We start from the raw sequence: 23,384 nt of genomic DNA, 5'->3' as shown, positions 1-23,384 counted from the left end.
AAGAGTAACCTCACCACCAATGCTACCACGGTACAGCGCGCGACGCTCACTCCAACGCCGTCCGCTTCGCGCGGTGGGCTCAACCGGTGAACGCAACACACTAGTCTTTCTGAAAGGTGGAGTGTGAGCCATGAAGCAGCGACGTCGCATTTATCTTCGCTGCCATGGCGCCATCCTCTTAAGAGCCAAACCCCTGCGCGCCTCAGCCAGGTTCGACAGTCTCATGCGACGGTTCTCATCCACCCCAGGAAGGCCTCTATCACCGCGGATCTCGGACTGTGGGGCATCCATACGATATAAAAACTGTAGCCCGGCAAGGACAATTGATGCGCTTTGACGAGCGAGCCGTTTTCCAGTTCACGGCCAACCACGACGTCACTACAGATCGCAATGCCTTGCCCGGCGACAACCGCATCGATCGCATGCAGTTCCTCGCGGAAGCTCAAATCCCAAGCTTTGTGTGGGATTAGGTCTGGATCGATTGAACGGGCCGTCGCTAGCCACCGGGGCCAGGTGGGAGCGTCCGGATCCCGGTTCATCCAGTCAAAATGGATCAACGGATAACGCAGAAGATCAGCAGCACGCTCAATCGTTCGCCCGTCGCTTGCCAATAGTCGGGGACTGCAAATGGGAAAGAAGGAATCGCGACATATCTCCTGCGTGGCAAAGCCCAAAGGCGGGCGACGTGTGTAGCGGATCGCCACATCTGCGGCGCCAGCGCGTAGATCGAGTACTGCGTCCGTCCCGATAATATCCAGTGGTACGGCCGGGTTGGCCTCTCGCCATTTCGGCAACCGAGGCACCAGCCATCGACTCGCGAAAGCGTTTGGGCTTGTCACCCGCAATGGCGCTTGAAAATCCGGCTCGGCGACTGCTGCAAGGGAGCCAGACAGAAGATCAAAGCCGTTGCGGAGGATAGGAAACAGTCGCGCTCCCGCACCCGTCAGCACGAGCGGGCGCGGTCGGCGCTGGAACAGCTTGCGACCGCATATCTCTTCCAACAAGCGGACTTGGTGGCTGATCGCTGTCGGCGTCACGCCGAGTTCCGCCGCTGCGGCCTTGAAGCTGCCGTGCCGAGCGGCGGCCTCGAAGGCGTGCAAAGCGCGGAGGGGCGGACAGTTTCTCATGCCGGCAGAGTAGATGAATTCCTCTCATCTAGCAGCTAAGAATTTCGCTTTTGCAGAAGGTTGCATCTCTGTGAGACCATAGTCCTGCCAGAACCGAGGGCGATACCGATGGAGATTCCACGACAGACCGAAGCGCTATTGGGCCGATCCCATTCTCCGAGTGCGGCGATTGAACAGCTACGGCAAGGCTTACGGGGCGAACTGGTGTTGCCGACGGACGCTACCTACGACCAGGCGCGCGGGGTCTGGAACGGGGCGATCGACAAACGCCCTGCTGCAATTGCCTTTTGCGCCGATCCTGATGACGTCGTCCATGCCGTGACCTATGCCAGGTCACAAGGCTGTCTGGTGGCAGTTCGCAGCGGCGGCCACAACGTCGCCGGTCTGTCCGTCTGCGACGATGGGATGGTGATCGATCTATCCCGCATGAAGAAGATCGCAGTCGATCCCGAGCGCCGCATCGCCAGGGCCGAAGCTGGTCTGACCCTCGGCGAGTTCGACGCGGCCACGCAGGCCCACGGCCTTGCGACGACCATGGGCGTCAACAGCGACACTGGTATTGCCGGCCTCACGCTCGGTGGAGGCTTCGGCAAGCTCGGACGAAAGCACGGCCTGAGCTGCGATAATTTGATCGCGGCTGAAATTGTCACGGCCGACGGACGGCTGTTGCGAACAAGCGCCAGCGAGCATCCCGAACTGTTCTGGGCCTTGCGAGGGGGCGGGGGCAATTTCGGCATAGTGACGGCGTTCGAATACCGGCTGCACCCGCTCGGCCCGACGCTTCTCGTAGGCTCGGTGCTTCACGCCTACAATCAGGCGCGCGAGGCCATGCGGTTTTACGAAAAATTCTCCCGTGACGCCCCGGACGAGGTGAGCGTCGATGCCGCTCTCGTCACGCTGCCCTCGGGCGACCGAGCCTTCAGCATCTCGGCTTGCTATGTCGGGTCACCCGAAGCGGGCGAACCTGTCATCGCGCCGCTGATGAAATTCGGATCCCCCATCGAAAGCCGCCTTCAGGCCGTTCCTTATCTTCAGATTCAATCGGCGGGCGATAGCCTCTTTCCACGCGGGCGACGCTATTACTGGAAGGCGCAGTTCCTGCGTGAGATCAGCGACGGCGCGATCGACGCGCTGCTCGACAGTTACGCGAAGGCTCCCAATCGCTCGTCCCTGCTGGTTTTCCAGCAAGTCGGCGGAGCCATCGCTCGTGTGCCTGCGTCACACTCGCCCTACGCCAATCGCGATGCGGCCTTTGACTGCTTTCCGATCGCTGTCTGGGACAATCCGGTCGATGATGAGGTGAATATCGGTTGGGCACGTGACCTGTGGAATGCGGTCAGGCCATTCTCCACCGGCGGTGTCTATGCCAACAATCTTGGTGATGAGGGTGACGAGCGCGTGCGTGATGCTTACGGTGGCAATTATGCACGCCTCGCCGCGATCAAGAAGCAATACGACCCAACCAATTTCTTCCGACTGAACCAGAATATCAGGCCCGAATAGTTCGGAATATCGGGGGGAACCGTGCGCAGTCGCTGGACGATCCTTGCTGTCCTGTTTGTCGCCCGCGCCGCGATGGCGTTTCAGTTTCAGAGCGTCGGCGCCGTCGCGCCTCTTATCAGCGATAGCGTCGGTGCGAGCCTGGCCGACATCGGTATTCTAATCGGCCTCTATCTTGCACCGGGAGTCGCATTGGCCCTGCCTGGCGCGACCATCGGCCAGCGCTATGGCGACAAGGCGACCGTTCTCGTCGGCCTCCTGATGATGCTGGCGGGTGAAATGCTGATGGCTGCATCGCCGTTCTGGGGCCTGCAGATCGGCGGCCGATTGATAAGCGGCACTGGCGGCGTTCTCCTGAACGTCCTGATGACCAAGATGGTCGCCGACTGGTTTGCCGGCCGGGAAATCGCAACCGCCATGGCCATCTACATCAACTCGTGGCCAGCGGGCATCGCTATCGCTCTCATGCTGCTGCCGGCAATCGGAACGACATTCGGGGTGGCCGCCGTGGGCATTGCCGTTTCGGTCCTGGTCATCGTCGGCATCGGCCTGATGACCTTCATCTATCGCACCCCGGAGGTATCGCCCGCCGGTGGCGTCGAACGCTCGGGCATTTCGGCCGGGACAACCTATGCCCTCATCGCCGCCGGCCTGATCTGGTGCCTCTACAATGTCGGCTTTGCAATGGTCTTCAGCTTCGGTCCGTCGATGCTCGTCGAGCGCGGGTGGCCCAACTCTGCGGCGGGATCGACGATCAGCGTCGTGCTTTGGCTGGCCACGCTTTCGGTCCCCCTGGGTGGCTTCCTGACGGATCGAACCAAACGCAGCGGAGCGGTTCTCGCCACGGGTTGTGTGGGCTTTGCATTCCTGATGCTTCTTCTGTCGCGAAGCGGACCAGTGCTGCCCCTCATCGTTGCCATGGGGATCGCAGGCGGCTTGCCTGCCGGCGCGATCATGAGCTTGCCGACGCGCGTGCTCAGTCAGAAGACGCGCTCGATCGGGATGGGGGTGTTCTACACCGTCTACTATGCCGGCATGCTGGCTGGGCCGGCGATCGGCGGCAAACTTGCAACCTGGGCCGGCACCGCGGCCGCCGCGCTCGATTTCGGCGCTGCCGCGCTCCTCCTTTGCCCTCTTCTCCTCTGGTCATTCCACCTGATCAGCCGCCTCCCAGAGGCGCGGCTTACACGAGACGCGACATCTTAGTCATCGCCTCGCCAAGTGCTGTCGTCTTCGATTTTGTCATGTGCGAGAGCAACGCCGTACTAGAAAGCGGACCATTTACTGATTTCACAAAGGTCAATAGGGTGACAATCAGAGGGGAGCGCAATGACGAGCGGAACGGACATTCTTATGCCGTCGTCATCGGTGCCGGTTGGGCGGGGCTAGGCGTCAGTCATGCGCTGACGCAGCGCGGCTTGCGTCATAGAGTGCTGGAGCGAGGTCGCATCGACACAGATCGCTTCGCTGTCTCCTCCCAAGCTAGACGGTATCTATCGGAAACGGGACACAAATTCAGGATTTCAGATCGCACACCCATGAAGCTTGTCATAGATTCGGTAAGGCGCGTTCTCTCAGGCCATTGTCTCGGGAAAGGCCGGAGGGGACGATTTCGTCAATGCTTCCGCAGGCGGGAACTCTTTCATGTCAAGGAACGCTCTCTGCGTAGCCCTGTTATTCAGCCTGCTGGCCGTAAGCAGTCCACTTGCGCAGGAAACGCCTCAAGCCAAACAGCCAGTCAGCGTCGGCCTCTATCTCGGCCCGCCATTTGTCATACAGGAGCAAGGTAGGTTCACCGGAATGGCGGTCGAACTCTGGGAGTCGATCGCGGCATCGCAGGGCTTGCAAAGCCAGTACCGCCCCTACCCGACGGTGAGTGCCCTGATCGACGCCGCGGCAAACGGCGAGATCGACGTTGCCGTCACCAATCTCACCATTACACAAGGCCGGGCGCAGCGGATCGATTTCATTCATCCGTGGTTCGATGCCGGACAGAGGATCATGGTCAACGAGCATCAAGGCACAGGATTCCTGGATGTTATGGCGGGTTTAAGGGACGCAGGCTTCCTTCGCGCCTATGCGTGGCTCGCCTTTGTCATCGCGGTGGCGACCGTATCGCTGACCATCTTCGACCGGAAGTTCGATCCCGCCTTTCCGCGTCGATGGCGTGACGGAATAGCGGAGAGCTTCTTCTCGATCATGTCAGTTGCCGCAGGCAAAGCATCCGGCCGAAAGAATGTTTTCGGTTGGATCGGACGGGTATGGCAGGGCTTGTGGCTAATATTCGGGATTGCTGTGCTCGCCTATGTCACCTCATCCGTAACGAGCGTGATGACCACCCTCTCATTGACCAACCAGGTCAACAGCCTTGCCGATCTTCCCGGCAAGTCGGTCGGGGTATTCACCGGCAGTGTGTCAGAGGATTTTGCCCGCAACTCCGGTTTCGACCGGCAATCGTTCCCGAACATCGAGGAAGCGGTAGCGGCTTTGCGTGACGGCAGCATCGACGCGATCATCGGCGATGCGCCCGTGCTCGAATATTACGCGCATACGCACCCCGAAGAACGGGTCAGTGTCATCGGAGGCCTTTTCGAGCCGGACAAGTACGGCTTCGGTCTTGCGCGCAACAGTCCCTAGACCAGACGGCTGACGGTCGAAATTCTGGGCGCACATGAGCGCGGGCTCGTGGAGCAGTTGCATGCCAAGTATTTCGGCGAGTCACCATGAGCGCTGAAGCGATGCGGGACGCAAACAAACGTCCTCTCAGCCGCATCTAAGACCGAGGCTACCCAAAGCAGACGGAACGACGACCTCCGAGAAGATCGCAAGTGGGTCCCGAAGCGGGTCGCTCCCGATGCAATGTGGCCGCCAAGACCTGACCTTCGTTCATCGGAGAAATGTCATCCGATTTAGGACGCGAGGCACAGCTTTGGAATTCTAAGCCAATGCCAAGACAACTAGGGGACGCTATCGTCCGGAAACGAGACGGAAGCATCGACTGAAGTGGCCGCAGGTCGATTGTGCTGCGCAGAGACGGCATCGATGTGAGACAACCAAAGCGAGCGCGACTCCCGGCCGAGTGTGAAGACCGCAAAACCTTTGGCTCGTGCAATTGCGAACTCCAGATTGGACGGTGGAGCAAACTGAGGAGGAAGTGGTGAGATGACCAGCACTCGAAGAATTCGGTCCACTGTCTTCACTGCCGCCATCGGAAAGGCGGTCTGCATGGGTCTTGCCGGACTAGCCGCAATCCAAATCGTCGCGAAGATGCTGGCAAGCGAATTCGTGAAATAGAACGAACAAAGGACACAACGTCATCATGTCGGAAAAACCCAGAAAGGGCCTCGATCGCCGCGATCTGTTGGTAGCCTCCATTGCCACGTTCGGAGCGGCGGCCGCCCTCGCGGCCAACGGTGGCGCTGCGAATGCCCAAAACACAGCGGCTCCCACCACCGACGCGGCATCGGGTGCGCCATCAGGGACGGTCTATACCGGCGATGTGATCCAGGGGAAGAAGGTCGTCAGCGCGCTCGACGTCAACGACCTGGAGCCCGGCAAGAAGCACCTTCTGTATTTTCAGGGCGTGCGGATGCCGACCGGACAGCATTGGTATGTGTCCGTGGCCGTCGCCAGGGGGGCGAAGCCGGGCAAGCGCGGCGTCCTGACCAGTGGTGTGCATGGCGACGAGATGAGTTCCATTCACACGGTCCAGACCGTGATGAACCAGCTCGATCCGGCGGAGATGTCGGGCACGGTGATGGCGGTCACGGACGTGTCGCGCGCGGCCCTCGAAAGCATGCAGCGCCGATGGCCCAATTCGGGCAGGGGCGCCGACCTGATCGACATGAACCGGGAATGGCCCGGCAACGAGAACGGCTTCACCGCGGCAAGCCGGCACGCCGGGCTGGTGTTCAACCGGCTGCTGCGGCCCAACGCCGACTTCGCGATCGACTTCCATACCGGAACGACCGGATTCGAGGTCACCGCATTCAATATTGCCGAGATGGACGTGCCCGAGATCAAGGCGATGGCGGAGCTCTATCCGATCGGCCAGATCTTCGACAATCCTACATATCCCAATGTCCTCCATAACGCGTTTAACGCCGCGGGCATCCCGTCCTTTTGCCCGGAGATCGGGGCTGCCCGCCACCTGGACCTCGAGATGATCGGGCTATTCGTGGAAGGCACGATGAACGTGCTCAAGCATCACGGCATCGTCGCCGGGCCGATGGGACGCACGGGCAAGGACGTGACCGTCTTTGTCGGCAACAGTTCATTCCCGATCCTGGCGACCGAGGGCGGGATCGTCGAGCATCTGGTCAAACTCAACGACAAGGTCGAGGCCGGACAGAAGGTGGCCATCCAGCGCAATAGCTTCGGCGAAGTGGTTGCGGAGTATACAAGCAGCGTGGCTGGAGAGATGACTGGCAAGCGCAGCGATGCAATGTCCGAGCCCGGCAACCCCTTGGCATTTATCCTTTTCCACAAGACGGCGACGGAGGGCGCCGAGACCTATCCCGAGTGAGCATCCGCCGATTTGGTGTTCAACCGATGATGAATTTGATGTCACGCGGAGCACGTTGATACGGAGAATGGTTATGCGCCTGCTTCTTTTCGCTTACTTTGGTCTGGCTCTCACCCCTGTAGTGCCTGTGGCTTCGCCAACGCCCGCCTATGCCGTCACAATCAACATCAATATCGGCAGCAGCCTGAACAATGGCAGAGCGATCACTTGCCGAGATGGCGAGCGAATCCTGCGCAATCGCGGTTTTCGGGACATTCGACGCGAGGATTGCCGCGGGCGGTTCTTCGTCTATCACGCTCGGCGCGGCGGCAGCCGCTTCGAAATTGCAGTGAGCGCACACAATGGCCGCGTCGTCGATTTCCGTCGCCTCAGAAGATGATGCCTCTCGTCGGCAAAGCCGTCTGGTCAAGCGGCTTCAGCTGCACGAGTCGACCGTCGAGGCTTATGGCGAACCACCACGTCGACCTTGTAGTCGAGCCGGTCCAGACAGCGAACCAGCCTGTCTATTGAAAACTTGCCCGTTCGCCCGGTGACGATCGCTGAGACGTCCGGCTGTTTCATCCCGAGCAGTTCGGCCGACTTCGCCTGGGTCAGGCGCCGGCGCTTGATAATGGCGCGGATCTCGCGGGCCAACTTGGCCTTGAGCAATTCCTCTTCGGGATTGTCAAAGCCGAGGTCCGCAAACACGTTGCCGCTGCTCACTTCGGCGGTGATGTCTTCAGTCATGACTTTGTTCCTTTCCCATAGTTTTCGCGGTAGTGCGCCTCGGCCGCCTTCAATCGCGCCGTAACGAGATCGATTTCGTGCTTGGGTGTCTCTCTGCCCCTCTTCGACTTCTTCTGGAAGCAATGAAGGACGTAGATCACCCCGGCAAAGCGCACCGGTAGGTATCTCCGTCGAAGTCGTCGACCACCTCGAGGATGCTGCGACCCCCAAACCCTTCAGGGCTTTGACAGCCGGGTGCTCCTCACCATTCTGGGCGTCGTTGATTGCGGCACCCATCAACCGGCGAACGTCGACCGGAAACTCGCGCAGGTCATCCTTCGACGATCCCATCCATACCGTGGGCCTTTGGGTTTTCATTCGCCCTTACCTTATAGCATACAGACTATAATTTCTCAAAGAAAATCCTGACACCGCCTAGCCTGAAAAATAACAGATTCGGGTCAAACAGCCATTTTTGCCAAGTGATCATATTTTCGTACAAACGCATTTTGGAGCGCACCGACCGCTTCCAATGCCACGGTCATTCGGCTGCATTCTTCTGAAGCTTCTCGAACACAAAAAGCTTGCCGTTGCGTACGCTGTCTTCAAGGGGCCGCGCGTTCGCCAGGTGCGTTGCGATCGCGCTGGCCAACATGCATCCCGTCCCGCGCATTGATCCGGCAAGACGTAGTGCGTCAAACCACAAAGGCAGGCAGTTCGGGCGCAACAGGAGATCTCTCGACATAATCCCCTTTGCATGGCCGCCCTTGATCAGCAGGGCCTGCGCTCCGGCGGCCAGCAATTCCTGGCCTTGCAACAGTGCGCCGTCCTCATCCACGGCCAGTTCCGAGCCAACCAGGAGCGCCAGCTCGATGAGGTTGGGTGTGACGAGACGGAAAAGCGGCATCAGATTGCGCTTCATGACGGCGATGGCACCTGCTTCCAGCAGCGCCCGGCCTGAGGTCGAGGCGAGCACGGGGTCGAGGATTGCCGGCACCTGCGGATTCTCGCGCAGCACGGCGGCAACGGCAACGATGATCTCGGCGGTTGCGAGCATGCCGATCTTGATGGCCGCCACCTTGTTGGCCTGCAGCGCCGCGCGCATCTGATCTGCCACCAGATCGGGTTGCAGTGGATGGATTTCCATGACGGCTTCGTGCGTCTGCACCGTCAGCGCGGTGACAGCAAGGCAGGTGCGCACGCCAATGGAAGAGATCGTCTCGATGTCGCGCGCAATTCCGGCACCACCGCTGGAGTCCGATCCACCGACGACAAGCACATGCGGTTCCCGCCTCAGCGCCATTGGTCCGTCTTTTCGATCCATTTCCGCGCGCGCGCTTCGGGATCGGCATTCAATGTGATGTCGGTGACCACCGCCGCGCTGTCCGCACCAGCCGCGAAGACTCCGTCGAGCCGGTCAGGGTTGAGGCCGCCTATGGCGACCAATGGGATCGGCGCGACCCGGCGCTTCCACTCGCTGATCCGTTCGACCCCTTGCGGCGCCCATTTCATCTTCTTCAGGATGGTCGGGTAGACGGGGCCGAGCGCGATATAGTCGGGCTCGGCGGCCATCGCTGTTTCCAGTTCGATATTATCATGCGTGCTGAGCCCGAGCCTCATACCGGCTGCCCGTATCTGCGAGCGGTCGGCGGTTTGCAAATCCTCCTGGCCGAGATGCACGAAGTCGCAGCCTTCCTCGATTGCCAGGCGCCAGTGGTCGTTGACGATGAGCTGGCACCGGTGTCGAGCACACAAGGCCTTCGCTTTCCGGATTTCGGTGCGCAACCCGGCTTCATGCATGGTCTTGATGCGGAGTTGCACCAGCTTGAGGCCGAGCGGCACCAGCCGCTCGATCCAGGCAGCGCTGTCGACGATCAGGTAGAAGGGATCGAGCTTCATGAAAAAACTGCCCTGCCGATCGTCGGTGTCGATGGCACGGCAACGTCGCGCGGTTCGAGCATTCCCGAGCTGAAGGCTTCACGACCGGCCTCGACCGCTTTGCCGAACGCACGCGCCATGCCGACCGGATCGGCCGCCTTGGAGACAGCCGTGTTCAGGAGCACGGCATCAAAGCCGAGTTCCATGACGGTGGCCGCGTGCGACGGTCGCCCGAGCCCCGCATCCACAATCAGCGGGACGCCAGGGAAATGTCCGCGCATCGAGCGCAGCGCTGTGATGTTGACCGGGCCGAGGGCGGAGCCGATCGGCGCGCACCATGGCATCAAGATCTCGCAGCCCGCCTCCAGCAGCCGCTCGGCGACGACAAGGTCGTCGGTGGTATAGGGGAATACCGCAAAACCGTCCTCGCACAGGATACGGGCGGACTCGACCAGGCCGAACACGTCCGGCTGCAGCGTATCGTGGTTGCCGATCACTTCGAGCTTGATCCAGCTCGTGCCGAAGACTTCGCGCGCCATTTTCGCGGTCGTGACCGCTTCCTTGACGGAGTGGCAGCCGGCAGTGTTGGGCAGGATTCTGACGCCGAGCGAGCGGATCAACGACCAGAATTGTTCGCCGGCCCTGCCGCCTGCCATTTCACGGCGCAACGAGACCGTCACCACCGACGTGCCCGAGGCCTTGACCGCATCGGCAAGGATGGCAGGCGAAGGATATTGAGCCGTGCCGAGAAGCAGCCTGGAGGCAAGCGTCGTCCCGAGAAGGTCGAACATGCTAGCCTCCCTGCATGGGTGAGAGGATTTCGATCCGGTCGCCGTCGCTCAACTGGAACTCCGCCCGGTTGGCTTTGTGCACGAGATCGCTGTTGACGGCCGTTGCCAGCCAATCGCCCTCATAGTCGAGCGCGGCAAGCAGCTCGGCCAGTGTGGTGGCGGCAACCTCATGCGCTTCTCCGTTGACGGTCAGTTTCATGAGCAAGCTCCTTGTTTCTGTCTTGACTGAAAAAACAGGTCGGCAGCCTGGCGCGCCATGGCGGGGGCGAGGAGAAAACCGTGGCGATAGAGCCCATTGATCGCGACGCTGTCTCCGCTCGTTTCGACGCGCGGCAGGTTGTCGGGAAAGGCCGGGCGAACGCCGACACCGGTTTCAACGATCTCGGCCTCGCCAAAGGCCGGATGGAGGGCATAGGCGGCCCCCAGCAGCTCCATCATGGAACGCGCCGTGACCGGTCTGGCGGACTGGCTCTCAATCATCGTCGCGCCGATCATGAACTGCATGTCGGCACGCGGCACCGCATAAAGCGGAAAGCGCGGATGCAGCAGCCTGACCGGGCGCGACAGCGAGATATCAAGCGTGCGCAGGATCAGCATTTCGCCGCGAACGCCGCGCAGCCTGTCATCGACAGCGGCCATTCCCGTGCAGTCGATCTGGCGATCGAAACCGGAACCATGCCGGGCGTCGGCGCCGAAGCGGAACTCGACACCCATGGCCGCGAGCTTGTCATGAAGTGCTGCCATCGCCTGGCGCGGGTCGAGATGAGCCTCATCAGAAAAGAGCAATCCGCGCCGGAAGCGGCCGGCGAGGTCGGGCTCCAGGAGCGCAATTTCGTCTTCATCAACACGCCGATGCCCCGACGTGCGACTTGCGAACCGGTCGAGTTCGCCAGTATCGCGCGGCGCGGCCACGACCAGTGTTCCGGCCCACGTCACCTGACCGGGCAGTACCGTGTTCCACCAGTTGGCAGCGTCACGTCCGAGATCCAGCACCGGCAGCTCCGCGCTTTCACGCTCGCACCATGGCGCCAGCATGCCGCCGGCGAACCACGACGCATTGCCACCAAGGCCGTGCCGGATCTCGGCGACTGTGACCGTCGCGCCGCGGGCGGCGAGTTCGAAGGCCGCGGTGAGGCCGGCGACGCCGGCCCCTTTGACCAGCACCCTCATGACCGTTCCGGCGCCTCTGGCATGAGCGGTACGCCGGTCTCGTCAGCTGGCATGTAGAGATCGCCGCCCTCGCGGTATTTCGCCGCCATTGCCGCCATGCCCTCTTTCTGTGCCTCGGCGCGGATGTCGTGAGAGATACGCATGGAACAGAATTTCGGTCCGCACATCGAGCAGAAATGCGCCACCTTGTGCGCCTCCTTGGGCAAGGTCTGGTCGTGGAAGGATCGCGCCGTTTCGGGATCGAGCGACAGGTTGAATTGGTCCTCCCAGCGGAACTCGAAGCGCGCGCGGGAAAGGGCATCATCCCTGACTTTCGCTGCCGGATGACCCTTCGCCAGATCGGCGGCATGGGCGGCGATCTTGTAGGTGATCACGCCAATCTTGACGTCGTTGCGATCGGGAAGGCCGAGATGCTCCTTGGGCGTGACGTAGCAGAGCATGGCGGTGCCGAACCAGCCGATCATGGCAGCACCGATGCCTGAGGTGATATGGTCGTAGCCCGGCGCGATGTCGGTCGTCAGCGGCCCAAGCGTATAGAACGGCGCCTCGCCGCAGACAGCGAGCTGCTTGTCCATGTTCTCCTTGATCTTGTGCATCGGAACGTGGCCGGGCCCCTCGATCATCACCTGGCAATCCTTCGCCCAGGCGATCTTCGTCAACTCGCCGAGTGTTTCCAACTCGGCGAACTGCGCCGCGTCATTGGCATCGGCGATCGAGCCGGGACGAAGGCCGTCGCCGAGCGAAAAGGAGACGTCATAGGCGCGGCAGATGTCGCAGATCTCCGCGAAATGCTCGTAGAGGAAGCTTTCCCGGTGATGGTGCAAGCACCATTTGGCCATGATCGAGCCTCCGCGCGAAACGATGCCCGTGACCCGGTCAACGGTCAGCGGGATGTAGTGCAGCCGCACACCGGCGTGGATGGTGAAATAGTCGACGCCCTGTTCGGCCTGTTCGATCAGCGTGTCGCGGTACACCTCCCAGGTCAGGTCCTCGGCGATGCCGCCGACCTTCTCGAGCGCCTGGTAGAGCGGCACTGTGCCAATCGGCACCGGTGAATTGCGCACGATCCAGTCCCGGATGTTGTGGATGTTGCGGCCGGTCGACAGGTCCATCACCGTATCGGCGCCCCAGCGGATCGCCCAGACCATCTTTTCGACCTCTTCGGCCATCGACGAGGTGACGGCGGAGTTACCGATGTTGGCGTTGATCTTGACGAGGAAATTGCGCCCGATGATCATCGGTTCGCTCTCCGGGTGATTGATGTTGGCGGGAATGATTGCCCGCCCGCGCGCCACTTCGTCGCGCACGAATTCCGGCGTGACGAAATCGGGCAGCGTCGCGCCGAAAGGCTCGCCGTCGCGCTGCAGCTTGCCGTGCAGGATCTCGCGACCGAGGTTCTCGCGGATGGCGACGAACTCCATCTCAGGCGTAATGATGCCGGCGCGCGCGTAGGCAAGCTGAGTCACCGCCTTGCCGGCCTTGGCCCTGAGCGGCCGGTTGCGGACCGGAAATTCCGGTGTCAGGCGCTCGCCCACCACGAATCCGTTGTCTTCCGGCCGGACATGGCGGCCATCATAGGCTTCGACATCGCCGCGCGCCGCAATCCATTCATGGCGAAGCCGGGCGAGGCCGTTTTCGATGCTGGTTTCGGCAGTCGGGTCGGTATAGGGGCCGGACGGATCATAGACGATGACGGGCGGTTCACCCGCCGTCGGATGGACGGAAATTTCGCGCATCGGCACCCTGATCTGGGGGTGGATGGCACCGGGCTTATGGATTTTCCGTGAGGCGGGCAGTGGTCCCGTCGATACGGCGGGGGTGAGGGCATTCATTTGAGGCTCCTTTGCTCATGCATTGGAGACCCAGTTCTGTGCCGGAAGGATGAAAAGACGCTTTGGCCGCCTGTTCGAAACGGACTTCGGGCGTGAACTCCCGCAAAGTGCTTGCACCGTCCCTACGCCAGTATGAACTGGATCAGGTTCAACGGGTCACTGCGCCGCGAAAGCCAGCAGTATCTCAGCCCCTTGCCGGGACTCCCCTGGTGAATGCATCGAATTGAACGGGCCGGCGCTATCTTGTCAAGCGCATTCGACCGGCCATCCAACTCACGTGGCTGGTCTTGATGTCTGCTGCGCGGGGCGCCCCGCTAAATTCCGACGACGAGCGCACCGCCGCTGAGGCCCGCACCCGCTGCCGCCAGAAGAATTCTCTCGCCCGGCCGAAACGTGTCCATCTGATGGGCCAACGACAGGGAGAGTGGGATCGTCGCGGCAGAAGAGTTGCCATACTCCGCGATCGTCTTGACGATTGCTTGATCTGCTATTCCAAGGTTCCTCCCGACCGCATCGAAAATGCGAGCATTCGCCTGATGCGGCACGAACCGGCCGACATCCTGTGGTCGCACTCCGGCAGCGGCAAGCGCGCTTGTCGAGCAATCGGTCATCATCTCGACAGCCTTGGCGAACACTTCGCGGCCGTTGGTCATCGTCATGCGGGTTCGCCCGAGATCCAGGCCACTTTGGAACGGGATGTTGCTTCCGCCCGCCGGGATCTGGATCAGCTCGTAGCGCGAGCCGTCCGAATCCACCGACGCGCCGAGGATGCCCCGGTCGGCGTCCTCGCAAGGGCCAATCACCAGGGCGCCGGCGGCATCGGCAAACAGCACGGCGCTGGCGCGCTCGGCCGGATTGATGCGGCGGCTGAGGATGTTGGCGGCAATGACAAGGCTCGCTTTGCCGTGCAGACGCGTGAATCCGTCGGCGAACATCAACGCATAGATGAAGCCGGCGCAGGCGCCGGTTAGATCGACCGCGCCTGCGCGGCCAAGGCCGAGCTTGTGCGCGACCAAGGGTGCACTGGGCGGCAGAAGGTGGTCGGGCGTCGAGGTGGCAAGCAACAGCAGACCGATGTCGCTGCGGTCAATACCGGCATTCGCCAGCGCCATGTCGCCCGCATGCGTGGCAAGACCAGACAGCGTATCTTCGTCCGTTGCCCAGAAGCGCGAACGAATTCCGGTACGCCTTTCGATCCAGCCCGGCTCGAGGCCGAGATTGCTCTCGATCTCGGCATTTGCCACCTTGCGCCCAGGCGCGTGATGGCCAAATCCGAGAATGCGCGACGACCTGCTCATGGCCTAGACCCGAAGCGTTCGCCGGCCTCCTCGATGGCGTCATAGAGCCGATCGAGCTCGTCGCTGGTGATGCAATAGGGTGGGAGAAGATAGAGGACGTTGCCGAGCGGGCGCACAAGCAGCCCTCGGTCGAGGAAGAACGCGCGCAGCTTAGGACCGATCTCGGCGAGATAACCAGCTGAACCGGCGCGCAGATCGAGCGCCGCGATCGTACCGGTCGCTCGGCCGTCGGTGAAGAACTGATTGTCGCGAAAGCGTCGAAGCCCGGCGGCCTGCCTCGCGCTCAAGGCCGCAATCCGCTCTGCCACCGGCTCGTCCTGCCAGATCTCGACATTGGCGAGCGCAGCCGCGCAGGCGATCGGATTGGCGGTGTAGGAACTCGAGTGGAAAAAGGTCTTCTTCCGGTCCTCAGAATAATGAGCCTGGAAGATTGCATCAGTGGCGAGCGTGGCCGCCAGCGGGATGGCACCACCTGTCAGGCCCTTCGAGGTGCACAATATGTCCGGAGAGATGGACGCCTGCTCGCAGGCGAACATGGTCCCGGTGCGTCCCCAGCCCGTCATCACTTCGTCGGCGATCAGCAGTGTGCCCGAGGCTTCGGCGATCTTCTTCAATTCGGTCAGAACCCAGGCCGGGTACATCAGCATGCCGCCGGCGCCAAGCACGAGCGGCTCGACGATCAGCGCGGCGGCGCGCCGGTCGCGGCTGACGGCCTCGAAACGATCCAGCGTTTCCTGCTCGCGGCCGGCGGCCGGGAAGGGAATGGTGTCTACTTCGAACAGCAGGGGTTCATAGGCGGCGTTGAACACGCCGCGGGCGCCAACGCTCATCGTGCCGATCGTGTCGCCATGATAGCTGTGCTCCATCACAGCGATGCGCGAGCGCGGCGCGCCGATGTTGCGGAAATAGCCGAGCGCCATCTTCAGCGCGACTTCGACTGAGGTCGAGCCGCTGTCGGAATAGAACACCCAGTCGAGTCCGGAGGGAGCGAGGCCGACAAGCGCCTTGGCCAGCCGTTCTGCCGGCTCATGCGTGAAGCCTGCGAAGATGATCTGGTCGAGGCTCGACGCGGTCGCCTCGATAGCCTTCATGATGCGGGGATGGCGGTGGCCATGCGTGACGACCCACCAGGAGGAAATGGCGTCCAGGATGCGCGCGCCGTCGGCCTTGTGAAGGTAGGCGCCTTCGGTCCGGACGATTTCGGGGATCGAATGCTCGAGCGCGTGCTGGGTGAAGGGGTGCCAAACTTGGGACTGCAGCATCATTCGCCTCCGGCAATCAGAGCGAGGTCGAACCCGGCAACCATCGCGTCTCTCAGGGTTTTACCCGTAAGCGGATCAAGGTGCGGCAGCCTGCCGAGCTGTGGCACGCCGCTGAATTCCACGATTGTCCTTTGCGTGTCTGCCACCTCGTCGCCGATAAAGGCGACGCCGATGATTGGGATAGAGCGGGCCCGCAGAGCTTCGATTGAGAGGAGCGTGTGGTTGATTGTGCCGAGCGCGGTGCGGGCGCACAGTATGACCGGCAGCCGCCATTGCGCGAATATGTCAATGAACCTTGTCTGTCGGTTGAGGGGCACCATCAGCCCGCCAGCGCCTTCGATGACAAGCGGACCCGGCAAGGCTGGAAGCGAGAGCTTTGCCGCCTCGATCGCGACGCCGTCGATTTCCGCTGAACGATGCGGCGACAGGGGCTTGCTCAAGCGGTAGACCTCGGGCAGGACGCGGCCTGGCGGCAGGCCGGCGAGCCGTCCAACGACCTCGCTGTCTGTCTCGTCGTCGAGGCCCGATTGAACCGGCTTCCAGTAGAAGCCGTCGAGCAGGCCGGTTAGTCCGGCCGAAAACACCGTCTTGCCAATTCCGGTGTCGGTTCCGGTGATGACGATGCGCTTGGTCATGCCGTGGCCAACACCTCGACGAGCGCCTCGACCATGGCGGAAATGTCGGCTTCGTCGACGTTGAGTGTGAGCGAGATTCGCAGGCGCGATGTGCCCTCGGGCACCGTCGGCGGGCGGATGCCGCGTATGTCGAAACCGCGAGCCTGCAATGCCGTCGCCACCGCCATGGTGCGCCTGACGTCGCCGATGACGAATGGCTGGATCTGCGATCCGCTCGACGTCACGCCACAGCGTTCGGCCAATTGGCGGCCGGCGAAAGCAACGTGTTCATGCAGCCGAACCCGGCGCAGGGGCTCGTCGGACAGTATGGCGAGCGCTTCGCGCGCCGCGACCGCCATCAGCGGCGATGGCGCGGTGGCGTAGATAAATGGCCGGCAACGGTTGACGAGATAATCGCACAGCGTTCCCGATCCGGTAACCAGTGCGCCGGACGCGCCGAGCGCCTTGCCGCAAGTATGGAGCGCAATGATGTTGTCGCGGCCCTCGAATGCGGCCGCCAGCCCCCGGCCGTCCGGTCCCCAGACGCCGGTGGAGTGCGCCTCGTCGACGACGATGAAGGCCTCGTGCCGATCGGCTAGCTCGACGAGGCTCTCCATCGGCGCGCGGTCGCCATCCATGCTGTAGAGGCTTTCGACCGCGATCCACACGCGCCCCATGCCGCCCTCGACGCGCCAGTTGTTGATCTCATCCTCGATTGCACCAATGTCGTTGTGCGCAGCCAGCTTGAACTCGGCGCGCCCGGCCTGCGCGCCCTCATGCATGCTGGCATGGGCGAGTTCGTCGAGGACCAGCAGGTCGCCCTTTTGCGGCAGCGCGGTCAGCAGAGCGAAGTTGGCGATGTAGCCGCTGCCGAAGAACAGCGCGCGGTCGGTCCCGAAGAACGCCGCTGCGTCCGCCTCAAGTTGCTCATGCTCCGGCGCGTTGCCGCGCAACAGCCTCGACCCGGTGGCGCCGACCGGCGTGCCCTGCGCGATCGCCGCCGCAACCGCGCCGCCAAGCCTCCTCGATGCGGCGAGCCCGAGATAGTCGTTCGACGAGAAGTCGAGCCCGGTGCGCGGCGACAGCGTCCGCAGCCGGTCCTTGCGCGCCAGCCCCTGCAAGGTCGCGTCATAGCGGGCGAGGGGCGCCCCTTTCATTGCGCCTCGAGGCCCATAGGCTCGATACCGAGGCGCCGGAACAGCAGAGTATCCTTGTCCTCGCCGGGATTGTCCGCGGTCAGCAGCGTGTCGCCGACGAAGATCGAGTTGGCGCCGGCAAAGAAGCACAGTGCCTGCATCTCGTCGGTCATGGCGGTGCGGCCGGCGGAAAGACGCACATGCGATTTCGGCATCATGATGCGCGCCAGCGCGATCACGCGCACGAATTCTATCGGTTCGATGGGCTTGGCTTCGGCAAGCGGGGTGCCGGCGATCGGGATCAGCATGTTGATCGGAACGCTTTGGGGATGCTCCGGCAGATTGGCCAGCGTCACCAGCATGTCGATCCGATCCACCGGCTCCTCGCCCATGCCGACAATGCCGCCACAGCAGACCTTGATGCCGGATTGGCGAACCAACTCAAGCGTATCGATCCGGTCGGCAAAGCTGCGCGTGCTGATGATCTCGCTGTAGTAGCGTTCCGACGTATCGATGTTGTGGTTGTAATAGTCGAGACCAGCCTGTTTCAGCTGAGCGGCCTGCTCAAGATCGAGCATGCCCAGCGTCATGCAGGTCTCCATGCCCAGCGCCTTGACGCCTTCGACCATCGCCACCACCGCATCCATGTCGCGCGTCTTGGGATTTCGCCAGGCCGCACCCATGCAATAGCGGGTGGCGCCGGCATCGCGCGCCTTGGTCGCTTCGGCGATGACGCGCCTGACTTCCATCAGCTTCGACGCCTTCAGGCCGGTTTCGTGATGGGCCGACTGGCTGCAATAGCCGCAATCCTCCGGACATCCGCCGGTCTTGATGCTGAGAAGCCGGCTGAGCTGGACCTTGTTGGGATCGAAATTCTGGCGGTGCACGGTCTGCGCCTGAAACAGCAGGTCGTTGAAGGGCGCATCGTGGAGGGCCTGGGCTTCTTCCAGGGTCCACATCCGGCTGCCGTCGAAGGATTGAACTTCAGGCTGGGTCTTTTCCGAAATCGCTGCGTGCATTTCCATCCTGTTCCTTGCGTTATGCGACACAGGCGCCTTTGAAATGGCGGACACGGTCGAAAGAAGCTGGGTAGGCTAGATGGTCAGCCTCGAGGGTTAAGGCTGACGGTAGTCGAGGCCGATATCGAGGATCGGCGCGCTGTGAGTCAACCAGCCGATGGAAATCAGATCGATACCAGTTGCGGCAACGGCTGGCGCAATCGCGGCGGTGATCCTGCCCGACGCCTCGGTCGTGGCGCGGCCGGCAACCATGGCCACCGCCTGGCGAAGCTCGTCGACCGACATGTTGTCGAGCAGGACGGCGTCGGGGGTGAGGGCCATGGCCTCCTCCAGTTGGGCTAGTGTGTCGACCTCGACTTCGATCTTGACGAGATGGCCGACGCTGCTTCGCGCGCGCTCCAGCGCGGGGCGAATTCCGCCGGCGATGGCGATGTGGTTGTCCTTGATCAGGATGGCGTCATCGAGGCCGAAACGGTGATTGGAGCCGCCACCGGCGCGCACGGCGTATTTTTCGACGGCCCGTAATCCAGGCGTTGTCTTGCGCGTGCAGACGATCTTTGCGCCATAGCCGCCAACCGCCGCGACGACCGATGCCGTCGCCGTGGCGATGCCGCTCAAATGGCAGAGAAAATTGAGCGCCGTCCGTTCCGCGGTGAGTATGGCCCGGGCCGGACCGCTGACCGATGCGATGGTCTCACCTTGCGCGATGTTGCTGCCGTCCGCTCGCTCCACTGTCATCTCGACATTCTGGTCGATCAGCCTGAAAGCGAGCATCGCCATATCGAGACCGGCTACAGTTCCGGCCTCGCGCGCAGTCAGCACCGTTGTCGCATGATGGTCCTTCGGTACGATGGCATCGGTGGTCAAATCACCGGCCCTGCCAAGGTCCTCGAGCAGAGCTGCCCGCACCAGAGGCTCGAGCATGATCGTTGGAAGGGGGGATAGGTTCATCAAGCGACGCTTTCCAGCATTGGAGAGTTGGCGAGTTCCCGCGCCGCAAACATGGCCGCGTCGAGCGTGATTTCGGAACGGCGGGCGACGGCCGCTTGATGGGGAAAGTCGGTCCGGTAGTGAGCGCCACGGCTTTCGCGGCGCAGCAAGGCGGCAACCGCGATCATCAGCCCGACGGCGGCGGGATCGGACGCTGTGTCGTGCCGCTGCAACAGCAGCAACAAGGCGCGCGCAGCCTCTTTCAAACCTTCGCCATCCCGCGTGACGCCAAGGGCATGTGACAGGAGAGGGCGCACAGGCCTTGGATCCGGCGTGGGCAGGTTAGCTGCCATTGCTGGCTTTCCGCCGCCGTCGGGCGAACCGGCTACGTTCTCGGCAACCCAGCGCGCACCGACGGCGGCCTCGGTCAGCGAGTTGCTGGCAAGCCGGTTGGCGCCGTGCAGCCCGGTCGAGGCGACTTCGCCGCAGGCCCAAAGTCCAGGAACCGATGTGCGCCCGGCCAGATCCACGGCGACACCACCCATGTGATAGTGCTGCGCCGGCCGGATGGGAATGAGATCACGCGCCGGATCGATGCCGTCCTTGCTGCAGGCTGATGCGATCGTTGGAAAATGCTGCGCGAACGTCGCGCCCGGCTTTTCGCGTGCGTCGAGGAAGACGCGATGGCCGTCGGCAAGATGCCTCCAGACGGCGCGCGCGACAATGTCGCGCGGTGCGAGTTCCGCCCCTCGCAAGCCGTCGAGAAAACGCCGCCCTGTCTCGTCGACGATCACCGCGCCTTCGCCGCGAACTGCCTCGCTGATGAGCGGCATCGGACGGCCTGGCCCGTCAAGCGCGGTCGGATGGAACTGGATGAACTCCAGGTCGGCAAGCACAGCACCGGCACGCGCTGCGAGCGCCAGCCCCTGTCCGCAACTGCCGAGCGGGTTTGTCGTGTCGTGGAACAAGCCACCGATCCCGCCTGTGGCGAGAACGACCCGTCCTGTGGCGAAGAACACCGGACCCGTCGAACAGCTCGCCAGCACCCCGGTGATCCTGCCGTCCTCCACAGCCAATCGGCGCGCTTCCACGCCTTCCACGACCACAATCGACGGAGTGGAACGCACGGCGGAGACCAGGGCGCGCATGACCTCCCGTCCGCTCCCGTCGCCGTCGGCATGAACGATGCGCCGTCGGCTGTGCGCGGCTTCCAACCCGAGGCGCAGCGCTCCTTCGGGTGTCCGATCGAAGCGAACCCCAAGGCGCGCCAGATCCTCGATCGCGGCGGGCGCCGCGTACACGATGTGCTCCGCTGCTTGCGCATCGCAGAGGCCGTCGCCTGCAGCGAGCGTGTCGGCAAGATGGAGCGCCGGTTCATCATTGTCGCCTAGGCTGGCGGCAAGTCCGCCCTGCGCCCAAGCGCTCGACGCATCCGCGCCTAGCGGCGATCTCGACAGGAGAAGCACTGGCTCAGGCGCCATGTGCAGCGCAGTCATCAGTCCGGCTATGCCGCCGCCGATGATGACCGGTCGCCCGGCGAGATCGCGGACGTCCATGCTCATACCGCCAGCATCCGCTCGACGGCCAGCCGAGCACGCCCGGCAATCTCCGGTGCGATGGTCACGACGTGGCGGTTCTGTTCGAGCGCCTCACGGATGTTGGCGAGCGTTATCCGCTTCATGTGAGGGCACAGATTGCAGGGCCGGATGAACTCGACCTCGGGATGCTCGACCGCGACATTGTCGCTCATCGAGCACTCCGTCATCAGCACGACGCGGGGCGGCTTTTGCCGTCCGACATAGTCGGACATGGCCGCGGTCGACCCGGAAAAATCGGCCTCGGCCACCACTTCGGGCGGACATTCGGGATGGGCCAGCACCGTCACACCGGGATGGTCCTCGCGAAGCTGGCGGATGTCGGCAGGCGTGAAGCGCTCATGCACCTCGCAACGCCCTTTCCAGGCGATGATCTGCACGTCGGTCTGGGCGGCGATGTTCTGGGCCAGATACTCGTCCGGCAACATGATCACCCGGGGAACGCCAAGTGACTCCACTACGGCTTTCGCATTGCCGGAGGTACAGCAGATATCGGACTCGGCTTTCACGTCGGCTGACGTGTTGACATAGGTGACGACCGATACGCCGGGATAGCGCTGCCGAAGCAGGCGAATGTCTTCGGCAGTAATCGAGTCGGCCAGCGAACAGCCTGCGCGCAGGTCGGGAATGAGTACCGTCTTTTGCGGATTGAGCAGCTTTGCCGTCTCGGCCATGAAATGCACGCCTGCCAGCACGATGACATCGGCTTCGGCCGTCATCGCCTTGCGGGCAAGCGCCAGGCTGTCGCCGACGATGTCGGCGACACAGTGGAAGATCTCCGGCGTCTGGTAGTTGTGCGCCAGGATGACGGCGTTTCGCTGCCGTTTCAGATCGAGAATGGCCTCGATATCGTCGGCGAAGGTCGGCCATTCGATGGGCGGGATGACCCGCCGCACGCGATCATAGAGCGCGGCCGTGCGCGTGGAGACGTTGAGCATGCCCGGCGTTCCTTATGCTCTATGTGAGTATAACTATGGCATATACTTAGCTTGAGTATAAGCAATGTCAAGCGCGCGAAAGTGGCAATTTCGTCCCTGCGACTGCTCGTTCCGCCAGAACCGTCTGGCGGAAGCGGAAACGCTTGGCCGGGCGCCCGCCTGTATCCGCCACCGTCTCGCCTGTCTCCTCGACCAGGTCCTGCTGTTCGATGAGACGCCGGAAATTCGGCTTGTGCACGAGCCTGCCGGCGAGCGCTTCGACGGTGCGCTGCAACTGCAGCAGCGTGAATGCCGGTGGCATCAGTTCGAAGACGACGGGCCGGTATTTGATCTTGGTTCGAAGCCTGGCGATTCCGGTCGCCAGAATACGGCGATGGTCGGCGATCATCGGTCGACCGGAGACAGATAGCGGGCTGCCATCGTCCGAGTGACGGGTGGCTTCGGCAACCAGCGCGGCTTCATAGAGCAGTTCGTATCGCTGCAGGACGAGTTCCTCGTTCCAGTCGCGATCATCCAGGCCGAAGGCATATGCCACGCGCTGCCGGCGATCACGGCGCATGTTCATGTCTTCGGCTTCATCGGTCCAGACCAAAAGTCGGGGCATGAGGATATCAGGCAGGACGGACGGCACGCCCGCACGGTGATCTTCCCACGGAAAATAGTCGTACCAGCCGCGCCAGCCATGCGTTGGAGACCTCTCGGCCTGCTCTTCCCGCGTCAGGCCGAGATAGCTGATCGAGATCTGCACGCGCTCGTCGCCGATCCGGTCTCGGTCGGCGAACGTATAGAGTTGTTCGATATAGCCCAGCGGATGACCGGTCTGCCGCTCTACCCACGCCCGCAGACCCGACTGCAAGGAGCGATGGCCGAGCTCAAAAGGGCCAGACGGCAAAGCGTCCGCCTGTCCGATGGTCAGAACGCGTGGTTCACCATTCGTCACGGCAATGACAACAGCGATCAGGTCCGCACTGACGGCCCGGCTGCGGTTGGTTGTTGCGGCGCGCTTCGTCGCCTGTGTCGTCGTGTCTTGCATTTGGGTCCGATGGAGTTCCGAAAATCGTGGC

At 62.5% G+C, this 23,384-nt stretch carries 23 protein-coding genes and 1 riboswitch; of the genes, 5 read left to right on the top strand and 18 right to left on the bottom strand.

All coding sequences use genetic code 11. The features are described 5' to 3' along the window. Positions 1 to 221 precede the first annotated feature (221 nt). Complete coding sequence (locus tag B5V02_RS17075) at positions 222 to 1,127, bottom strand: LysR substrate-binding domain-containing protein (protein ID WP_111545259.1); 906 nt, start codon at positions 1,125 to 1,127, stop codon at positions 222 to 224. Between the two features lie 108 nt (positions 1,128 to 1,235). Here B5V02_RS17075 and B5V02_RS17070 point away from each other — a divergent pair, with 108 nt between their 5' ends. From B5V02_RS17070 to B5V02_RS17050, 5 genes are all read left to right on the top strand, one after another. Then, complete coding sequence (locus B5V02_RS17070; protein ID WP_208647084.1) at positions 1,236 to 2,630, top strand: FAD-binding oxidoreductase; 1,395 nt, start codon at positions 1,236 to 1,238, stop codon at positions 2,628 to 2,630. A 21-nt stretch (positions 2,631 to 2,651) separates the two neighbouring features. Further along, positions 2,652 to 3,833 carry an MFS transporter gene (locus tag B5V02_RS17065; RefSeq protein ID WP_111545257.1) on the top strand — a complete coding sequence of 394 codons (1,182 nt, stop codon included), beginning with the start codon at positions 2,652 to 2,654 and terminating at the stop codon, positions 3,831 to 3,833. A 438-nt stretch (positions 3,834 to 4,271) separates the two neighbouring features. Next, positions 4,272 to 5,264, top strand: coding sequence for a transporter substrate-binding domain-containing protein (locus tag B5V02_RS17060; protein WP_342633862.1), 993 nt, complete (start codon positions 4,272 to 4,274; stop codon positions 5,262 to 5,264). A 682-nt stretch (positions 5,265 to 5,946) separates the two neighbouring features. Continuing rightward, positions 5,947 to 7,152, top strand: coding sequence for a M14 family metallopeptidase (locus B5V02_RS17055; protein WP_111545256.1), 1,206 nt, complete (start codon positions 5,947 to 5,949; stop codon positions 7,150 to 7,152). 73 nt (positions 7,153 to 7,225) lie between these two features. Continuing rightward, positions 7,226 to 7,531, top strand: coding sequence for a hypothetical protein (locus tag B5V02_RS17050; RefSeq protein WP_111545255.1), 306 nt, complete (start codon positions 7,226 to 7,228; stop codon positions 7,529 to 7,531). A 26-nt stretch (positions 7,532 to 7,557) separates the two neighbouring features. Here the strand turns inward: B5V02_RS17050 and B5V02_RS17045 are convergent, their stop codons facing one another. From B5V02_RS17045 to B5V02_RS16965, 17 genes are all read right to left on the bottom strand, one after another. Then, positions 7,558 to 7,878, bottom strand: coding sequence for a helix-turn-helix domain-containing protein (locus B5V02_RS17045; RefSeq protein WP_111545254.1), 321 nt, complete (start codon positions 7,876 to 7,878; stop codon positions 7,558 to 7,560). Further along, entirely contained in the window at positions 7,875 to 8,018 is a 144-nt protein-coding gene (locus tag B5V02_RS42455; protein WP_342633863.1) for a type II toxin-antitoxin system RelE/ParE family toxin, read from the bottom strand. The genes B5V02_RS17045 and B5V02_RS42455 overlap by 4 nt, the downstream gene beginning before the upstream one ends. Positions 8,019 to 8,398: 380 nt before the next feature. Then, entirely contained in the window at positions 8,399 to 9,160 is a 762-nt protein-coding gene (locus B5V02_RS17035) for a hydroxymethylpyrimidine/phosphomethylpyrimidine kinase (RefSeq protein WP_111545253.1), read from the bottom strand. Beyond that, positions 9,151 to 9,756 (bottom strand): thiamine phosphate synthase, encoded by a 606-nt coding sequence (locus B5V02_RS17030; RefSeq protein WP_111545252.1) that lies wholly within the window; start codon positions 9,754 to 9,756, stop codon positions 9,151 to 9,153. The genes B5V02_RS17035 and B5V02_RS17030 overlap by 10 nt, the downstream gene beginning before the upstream one ends. Next, the gene (locus tag B5V02_RS17025) at positions 9,753 to 10,526 is read right to left on the bottom strand and encodes a thiazole synthase (RefSeq protein ID WP_111545251.1); all 774 of its coding nucleotides are present in this window, start codon (positions 10,524 to 10,526) and stop codon (positions 9,753 to 9,755) included. The genes B5V02_RS17030 and B5V02_RS17025 overlap by 4 nt, the downstream gene beginning before the upstream one ends. 1 nt (position 10,527) lies before the next feature. Then, on the bottom strand, positions 10,528 to 10,725 hold the full coding sequence (gene thiS, locus B5V02_RS17020; RefSeq protein WP_111545250.1) for a sulfur carrier protein ThiS: 198 nt from the start codon (positions 10,723 to 10,725) through the stop codon (positions 10,528 to 10,530). Next, a complete protein-coding gene (gene thiO / locus B5V02_RS17015) occupies positions 10,722 to 11,696 on the bottom strand; it encodes a glycine oxidase ThiO (protein ID WP_111545249.1) in 975 nt (324 codons plus the stop codon). Before thiO ends, thiS begins: the two co-directional genes overlap by 4 nt. Further along, entirely contained in the window at positions 11,693 to 13,528 is a 1,836-nt protein-coding gene (gene thiC, locus B5V02_RS17010) for a phosphomethylpyrimidine synthase ThiC (RefSeq protein ID WP_111545248.1), read from the bottom strand. Before thiC ends, thiO begins: the two co-directional genes overlap by 4 nt. Before the next feature lie 101 nt (positions 13,529 to 13,629). After that, positions 13,630 to 13,746: riboswitch (TPP riboswitch) on the bottom strand. A 96-nt stretch (positions 13,747 to 13,842) separates the two neighbouring features. After that, complete coding sequence (locus B5V02_RS17005; RefSeq protein ID WP_111545247.1) at positions 13,843 to 14,826, bottom strand: beta-ketoacyl-ACP synthase III; 984 nt, start codon at positions 14,824 to 14,826, stop codon at positions 13,843 to 13,845. After that, positions 14,823 to 16,088 carry an adenosylmethionine--8-amino-7-oxononanoate transaminase gene (locus tag B5V02_RS17000; protein WP_111545456.1) on the bottom strand — a complete coding sequence of 422 codons (1,266 nt, stop codon included), beginning with the start codon at positions 16,086 to 16,088 and terminating at the stop codon, positions 14,823 to 14,825. Before B5V02_RS17000 ends, B5V02_RS17005 begins: the two co-directional genes overlap by 4 nt. Beyond that, entirely contained in the window at positions 16,088 to 16,723 is a 636-nt protein-coding gene (gene bioD, locus B5V02_RS16995; RefSeq protein ID WP_111545246.1) for a dethiobiotin synthase, read from the bottom strand. The genes B5V02_RS17000 and bioD overlap by 1 nt, the downstream gene beginning before the upstream one ends. Beyond that, the gene (locus tag B5V02_RS16990; RefSeq protein WP_111545245.1) at positions 16,720 to 17,859 is read right to left on the bottom strand and encodes an 8-amino-7-oxononanoate synthase; all 1,140 of its coding nucleotides are present in this window, start codon (positions 17,857 to 17,859) and stop codon (positions 16,720 to 16,722) included. The genes bioD and B5V02_RS16990 overlap by 4 nt, the downstream gene beginning before the upstream one ends. Beyond that, a complete protein-coding gene (gene bioB, locus B5V02_RS16985) occupies positions 17,856 to 18,797 on the bottom strand; it encodes a biotin synthase BioB (RefSeq protein WP_111545455.1) in 942 nt (313 codons plus the stop codon). Before bioB ends, B5V02_RS16990 begins: the two co-directional genes overlap by 4 nt. A 156-nt stretch (positions 18,798 to 18,953) precedes the next feature. Then, positions 18,954 to 19,808 carry a carboxylating nicotinate-nucleotide diphosphorylase gene (gene nadC, locus B5V02_RS16980; protein WP_111545244.1) on the bottom strand — a complete coding sequence of 285 codons (855 nt, stop codon included), beginning with the start codon at positions 19,806 to 19,808 and terminating at the stop codon, positions 18,954 to 18,956. Next, a complete protein-coding gene (locus B5V02_RS16975; RefSeq protein ID WP_111545243.1) occupies positions 19,808 to 21,349 on the bottom strand; it encodes an L-aspartate oxidase in 1,542 nt (513 codons plus the stop codon). The genes nadC and B5V02_RS16975 overlap by 1 nt, the downstream gene beginning before the upstream one ends. Then, positions 21,346 to 22,320: a quinolinate synthase NadA gene (nadA, locus tag B5V02_RS16970; protein ID WP_111545242.1), complete on the bottom strand. Its 975-nt coding sequence runs from the start codon at positions 22,318 to 22,320 to the stop codon at positions 21,346 to 21,348. Before nadA ends, B5V02_RS16975 begins: the two co-directional genes overlap by 4 nt. 67 nt (positions 22,321 to 22,387) lie before the next feature. Beyond that, positions 22,388 to 23,353 (bottom strand): NUDIX hydrolase, encoded by a 966-nt coding sequence (locus B5V02_RS16965; RefSeq protein ID WP_111545241.1) that lies wholly within the window; start codon positions 23,351 to 23,353, stop codon positions 22,388 to 22,390. Between the last annotated feature and the right edge of the window lie 31 nt (positions 23,354 to 23,384).

The sequence above is a fragment of the Mesorhizobium kowhaii genome (assembly GCF_003253745.1).
GTDB classification, from domain to species: Bacteria; Pseudomonadota; Alphaproteobacteria; order Rhizobiales; family Rhizobiaceae; genus Mesorhizobium; species Mesorhizobium kowhaii.
Note: the sequence above shows the minus strand (reverse complement) of the source record. Positions and strands in the feature narration are given on the sequence as shown.